At 58.0% G+C, this 6,061-nt stretch carries 4 protein-coding genes; 2 read left to right on the forward strand and 2 right to left on the reverse strand.

Going from position 1 to position 6,061, the window contains the following annotated elements; translation table 11 throughout:
* Positions 1-20 precede the first annotated feature (20 nt).
* Both ACE04F_RS10875 and yaaA read right to left on the reverse strand, forming a co-directional pair.
* The gene (locus tag ACE04F_RS10875; RefSeq protein WP_305496603.1) at positions 21-1,337 is read right to left on the reverse strand and encodes a nucleotide sugar dehydrogenase; all 1,317 of its coding nucleotides are present in this window, start codon (positions 1,335-1,337) and stop codon (positions 21-23) included.
* 809 nt (positions 1,338-2,146) lie between these two features.
* Positions 2,147-2,926 carry a peroxide stress protein YaaA gene (gene yaaA, locus ACE04F_RS10880; protein ID WP_486106576.1) on the reverse strand — a complete coding sequence of 260 codons (780 nt, stop codon included), beginning with the start codon at positions 2,924-2,926 and terminating at the stop codon, positions 2,147-2,149.
* Between the two features lie 210 nt (positions 2,927-3,136).
* Here yaaA and ACE04F_RS10885 point away from each other — a divergent pair, with 210 nt between their 5' ends.
* Positions 3,137-4,261, forward strand: a complete 1,125-nt coding sequence (locus ACE04F_RS10885; protein ID WP_486106578.1) for a polysaccharide deacetylase family protein — start codon at positions 3,137-3,139, stop codon at positions 4,259-4,261.
* Positions 4,262-4,600: 339 nt separating this feature from the next.
* Positions 4,601-5,995, forward strand: coding sequence for a PhoH family protein (locus ACE04F_RS10890; protein WP_305496599.1), 1,395 nt, complete (start codon positions 4,601-4,603; stop codon positions 5,993-5,995).
* Positions 5,996-6,061: the final 66 nt, after the last annotated feature.

Here is a 6,061-nt window from a genome sequence, read left to right on the forward strand (position 1 = left end):
GCCCCGGCCGGCTAACAGACTTACCAGCAGATGCCTTCGGTCCGGCCACTCGGGGAGGTGGCCTTGGACATGAAGCCAACCAGGTCGATGACCTGCTTGCCTTCCGGTACGTTCTCGGTCAGCGCACGGAATTTCTCGTCGCGGTTACCGAGGATGATGATGTCGGAGTTGTCGATCACCGCGTCGAAGTCGGAATTGAGCAAGGACGAGACGTGAGGAATCTTCGACTCGATGTAATCCTTGTTCGCACCGTGGACACGTGCGTATTCGACGTTGCTGTCGTAGATCTTCAGGTCGAAACCCTTGCCGATCAGCATTTCCGCCAGTTCCACCAGTGGGCTTTCACGCAGGTCGTCGGTGCCGGCCTTGAAGCTCAGGCCCAGCAGGGCGACTTTGCGCTTGTCGTGGCTGGAGACGATGTCGAAGGCGTTCTGCACCTGGGATTCGTTGCTGCGCATCAGCGAGTTGAGCAGCGGCGCTTCCACGTCCAGCGAGCCTGCACGGTAGGTCAGGGCGCGCACGTCTTTTGGCAGGCACGAGCCGCCGAAAGCGAAGCCTGGACGCATGTAGTACTGGGACAGGTTCAGGACCTTGTCCTGGCAGACTACGTCCATTACTTCACGACCATCGACGCCGACGGCCTTGGCAATGTTGCCGATCTCGTTGGCAAAGGTCACCTTGGTGGCGTGCCAGACGTTGCAGGTGTACTTGATCATCTCGGCGACAGCGATGTCCTTGCGGATGACCGGTGCGTCGAGTTCTTCGTACAGCGATTGCAGGACGTCGCCCGAGGCTTTGTCGAACTCGCCGATGACGGTCATTGGCGGCTGGTCGTAGTCCTTGATCGCGGTGCTTTCACGCAGGAACTCAGGGTTGACCGCGACACCGAAATCGACACCGGCTTTCTTGCCGGAGCAGTCTTCGAGGATCGGGATGACCACATTGGCCACGGTGCCCGGCAGTACGGTACTGCGAACCACGATGGTGTGACGGGTGGTCTTGTCACGCAGGACAAAACCGATCTCGCGGCACACGGCTTCGATGTAGTTCAGTTCCAGGTCGCCGTTCTTTTTGCTCGGTGTACCGACGCAAATCATCGACAGGTCAGTATCACGAATAGCTTCGGCGAAGTTGGTAGTACCGCGTAGGCGACCTGTTTGAATGCCTTGCGCCAATAGCTCGCCCAGGCCCGGTTCAACGATCGGTGATTTACCGGCGTTGATCATATCGATCTTGTCTTTGGCGACATCTACGCCAACTACATCATGGCCCCGTGCAGACAGGCAACCGGCACATACTGCACCGACGTAACCCAAACCAAATATGCTAATGCGCATCGCATTTACCTCTGTTTTCACGCCATCAAATGGCCGGAGTTAATAAGTGTTCAGCGGTCATCGTGCACTCGGAAGTGTGGAATGCAGGCGCCACAGTGCCGTGTGCAGGCATACTAAGTTCCGAGTGTCTAAATAAATGCACTCAAGTTGTGCGCAAAGCGGCCTAGTTGTTATGACCTGCCCTGTTATGCAGCCAGTCCTCGTTGGCGGGACGTTCGTGCAACGGTCGTTCACTTTCCGATTTCTGGCAAAAAGCCCACAAAATCAGAAGCTTGTGTGCTCGGGTGAGCACGTTATAGGGGCGCAGCCTTGGCCTTGTAGGGGATACAAATGGTGCTTTATCTCCCGTCCTTTAAGGGTGGATCCAATTAGACGACCGTTTCACTAAGTTGTCGTGACAACTCGGTTACTTCGGACGACGTGCCACGTAAGTTATCTCGTACACGCTCGGCGAGAATCGTTACGGGTGGTATGAGCCGTGCAATTGCACATAGTTCCGATCCGCTCATCGCCATTTTCGAAATTTTTCGAAATATCTGCCTAGATGGCACTGCTCTCAAATTGATAGCACGCGCGCTTTTGCCCTTTAGTTTCGGGGAGTTGGCGGGGGTAGATAGTTTTTTGCCACTACTGATGAAAAATTTCCGTGCCACTACGGAAAAATCTGACATTTGTCGAGTGAAAGAAAAGTTAGAGCGGGGGGTGTTTGTTTTATTGGCGCCAAGAAAGTGTCAAGTGCGCTGGGGAAGTGGGATGACATATAGCGGGATGATCGAGGCCCCTTATCGGGGCCCGAAACAGCTGTTGCGTTATTGCGGGGCGTGGTCACGCAAAAAGACCAACTTGTCGGGGGAAGATTGTTCGGGGTTGTAACGATAGCCCTGCACATCGAACTGTTTGAGTTGCACGGGATCGTTGATGCGCTGCTCGATGACAAACCGGCTCATCAAGCCTCGGGCTTTCTTGGCGTAGAAACTGATGATCTTGTATTGGCCGTTCTTCAGATCCTTGAACTCGGCATCGATGACGCGGGCTTTCAGTGCACTGCGCTTGACCGCCGAGAAATATTCATTGGAAGCCAGGTTCAACAGTACGTCGTCGCCCTGATCGGCCAAGGCTTCGTTCAGCCATTCGCTGATGCGGGTGCCCCAGAATGCATAAAGGTCCTTGCCCCGGGCATTGGCCAGCTTCGTGCCCATTTCCAGGCGATAAGGTTGCATCAAGTCCAGCGGACGCAGGAGACCGTAGAGACCTGAGAGCATGCGCAGGTGCTGTTGGGCGTAGTCGAAATCGGCCTCACCGAGGCTTTGTGCGTCGAGGCCGGTGTACACATCGCCCTTGAACGCCAGCAACGCCTGTTTCGCATTGGCCGGGGTAAACGCCGGGTTCCAGCTGCCGAATCGCGCGGCATTGAGGCCGCCGATCTTGTCGGAGACGTGCATCAACTCGCTGATCTGCGCCGGCGAGAATTCGCGCAATTGTTCAATCAGCTCCTGGGAGTGATCCAGGTACTGCGGCTGGGTAAAACGCTCGGTGGCCGGCGGTGTTTCGTAATCGAGGGTCTTGGCGGGGGAAATCACCATCAGCATGCAAACGTCTCCTTTAAGGGTGCGGCGATTCTAGGGGGTTGTCCGGGTGGACTCCAGCTATTGAGGTGATAGGGGATGGGTGGTGGGCGGATTGATTGCAGACAGGCCCTCGCCACAAAAGCAGGTTCGCCAAGAAGGATGCGGTCACAGGCCAGTGCCGCGCCAGGATCAGCTATCATCCCGCGCGGGTTTCGTTATGGAGCATCCCTTTTGCGTATCGTCCTTTTACTGTCGGCCTGGTTGTTGAGCCTCAGCGCCTTCGCTGCGCCCAACGATGTCGCTACCCTGGACCGCAGCACCTGGCCTGAACAGCTCAGCAGCCCGACGCTGTTCGATGTGGCTTCGCGGGCCGAGGTCCTGATGTTCGCCCGGGTATTGCTGGATGCCGATGCCATGGACGAGATTGCCCTCAAGCAATACCTGGGGCTGCGCTCGGTCAATATGGTCGCGGTGAACGCCTTGCGCGCACGGCTGTGGCAGCGCCTGCTTTCGAGCTACAACTTCGCCCAGCGCAGTTGCACGCTGGATGCCTCCTTCTGCTACCTGGTCGAGGACATGGCGACCCTGCGCGAAGAAGCAGCCCGGTTCCGGCTCGACGACAATTCCTATTACATCAAGTGGGCCGAGCCGAGCCGGATCTTTCATACGCAATACCGCGACGAGCTGCTGCGCAAGGCTGCACTGTTTCCCCAGGTCAGCAGCGAAGTCGAGCGTTTCGGCGATTACGAGCGCAACGGCGAGCAGATGAATGACCGACTGTTCTTGCTGACCTTCGACAGCGCTGCCAACGTCGCGCCGGACCACACGCCATGGCTGTCCGAGTACCTGCGCAAGTCGAACATGAACGGCACTTTTTTTGTGCTGGGCAAGGACATCCAGGCGCGCCTGACAGACGGCTCGGCAAATGATCTCCAGACTCTGTTTGCTGGGCAATGCGTCGGGGTGCAGGGCTGGGAGTTCCGCTCCCACAGCCATTGGCAGGACTGGCAGGACTCGGTACGGCGCAGCGTTGACCTGGTCAAGGGCAGGCTGCCGGAGAATTACGTGCCCCTGTTCCGTCCACCACAGGGCCAACGTCGAGGCGATGCCCAGGCATTCTTCAGGAACCAGGGCCTGCAAGTGGCGCTATGGGATATCGATCCCCAGGACAGCACCAACCGCCTCAAGCCCGAGCAGAGTGCTCAGCGCGCGCTGACGCTGATGCTGTTGTGGCGCCACGGGGTCATCAACTTCAACGCCAAGCAGGACGCGGTGAAAACGGCGCTGCCCTGGCTCGTTACGCAAACGGCGCAAAGCGGGATCGGCTGGGAAGAGTGCCAGGACGCGTTTCGCTGAAAAAGAGCGAAAGTCCCGTAAACATTGGGCGGGGCGGGAATCGGGTCGCGCATTCAGGGCGACCGGACTTCCGACTTTAACGGCGCTGGGGCAGTACGCCAAGGGTTATTCGTCACTCTGAAAAATAAACTTCAAAAAAGCGTCAAAGTGCTTTTTCCTGTCATCGTTTTTGGAGTATCAAGAAGTCAGACCGCCGAAACCTGCAACACAGGTGGCGTCTTCCAAGACCCAGATTGTGTGCAGTTCACCCGAAATCCTCGCGGGTGAATTCGGTGGCTACCTCGAGGCGCAGCACTGTCACGGTATTGCGTCGAATGGCCCCCACAAAGGTGACCGAGTATGGATGACCACGGACGTAGCCCTTCCTCCAACCAGCCAATCCTGTATGTACTCGATACCAACGTATTGATCCACGATCCAAACGCGCTGCTGAATTTCGAAGAACACCACGTTGCCATCCCGATGACCGTGCTCGAGGAGCTGGACAAGCTCAAGAGCGGCCATCACAGCGTGGCGGCTGAATGCCGACAAGCGATCCGCCTGATCGACAAGACCCTGGGCGATGCATCGCCCGAAGACGTTGAACTGGGGGTGCCGATCCAGCGCGGCAAGAGCGGCCCCAAGGGCCTGCTCTCGATCCTGATGAGCAAGCGCACCGAACCCAACCTGGTGCTGCCTGAACACCTGAACGACAACATCATCATCAACCAGCTGATCGACCTGCACGCGCGCAACAAGGAACAAGCCGTGGTGCTGGTGACCAAAGACATCAACATGCGCCTCAAGGCCCGCGCCTGCGGGATCGCGGCGGAAGACTACAGCACTGACCAACTGGTCGACGACGTATCGCTGTTGCCCAACGGCTACCACACCATGACCGGCTCCTTCTGGGATCGCGTGAGCAAGGTCGAGACCCGCCAGGACCATGGGCGCACCTGGCACCAGGTGCAGCTGATCGACAACCTGCCGGCGGTGCACATCAACGAATTCATTATCGATGAACAAGGCTTCGTCGGCTGGATCAAGGAAATCCAGGTCGACAAATTGCTGATCCTCGACCTGCACCAGGAACCGCTGTTGCACCAAGAGGCGTGGGGCCTCAAGCCTCGCGACATCTACCAGAGCCTGGCGCTGTTCGCCTTGCTCGATCCGGATATCCACCTGGTCAACCTGTCCGGCGCCGCCGGTTCCGGCAAGACCATCCTGGCCTTGGCCGCCGCCATCGAACAGACCATGGTCAGCAAGCGCTACCGGCGCATCATCGCCACCCGCAGCGTGCAGGGCCTCGACCAGGAAATCGGCTTCCTGCCCGGCACCGAAGCGGAAAAAATGGAGCCGTGGCTGGGCGCCATTACCGACAACCTCGAAGCCTTGCACATGGATGACGAAAGCACCCATGGCAGCGTCGACTACATCCTCAGCAAAGTGCCGTTGCAGTTCAAATCCCTCAACTACATCCGGGGTCGCAGCTTCCAGCAGAGCCTGATCCTGATCGACGAATGCCAGAACCTGACCCCGCACCAGATGAAAACCATCATCACCCGTGCCGGCGCCGGTTCCAAAGTGGTGTGCCTGGGTAACCTGGCGCAGATCGACACCCCTTACCTGTCCGCGACCAGCTCCGGGCTGACCTACCTGACCGAACGCTTCAAGGACTTCCCCAACGGCGTCCACATCACCCTGCAGGGCGTACCGCGCTCGATCCTGGCCGAATACGCCGAATCTCACCTGTAACTCAAGCGAACCGGGCGGCCATCAAGGTCGCCCGGTTCTTCCATGCACCACATAACCCTGTGGGAG

The organism is Pseudomonas sp. AGC41 (assembly GCF_057334555.1).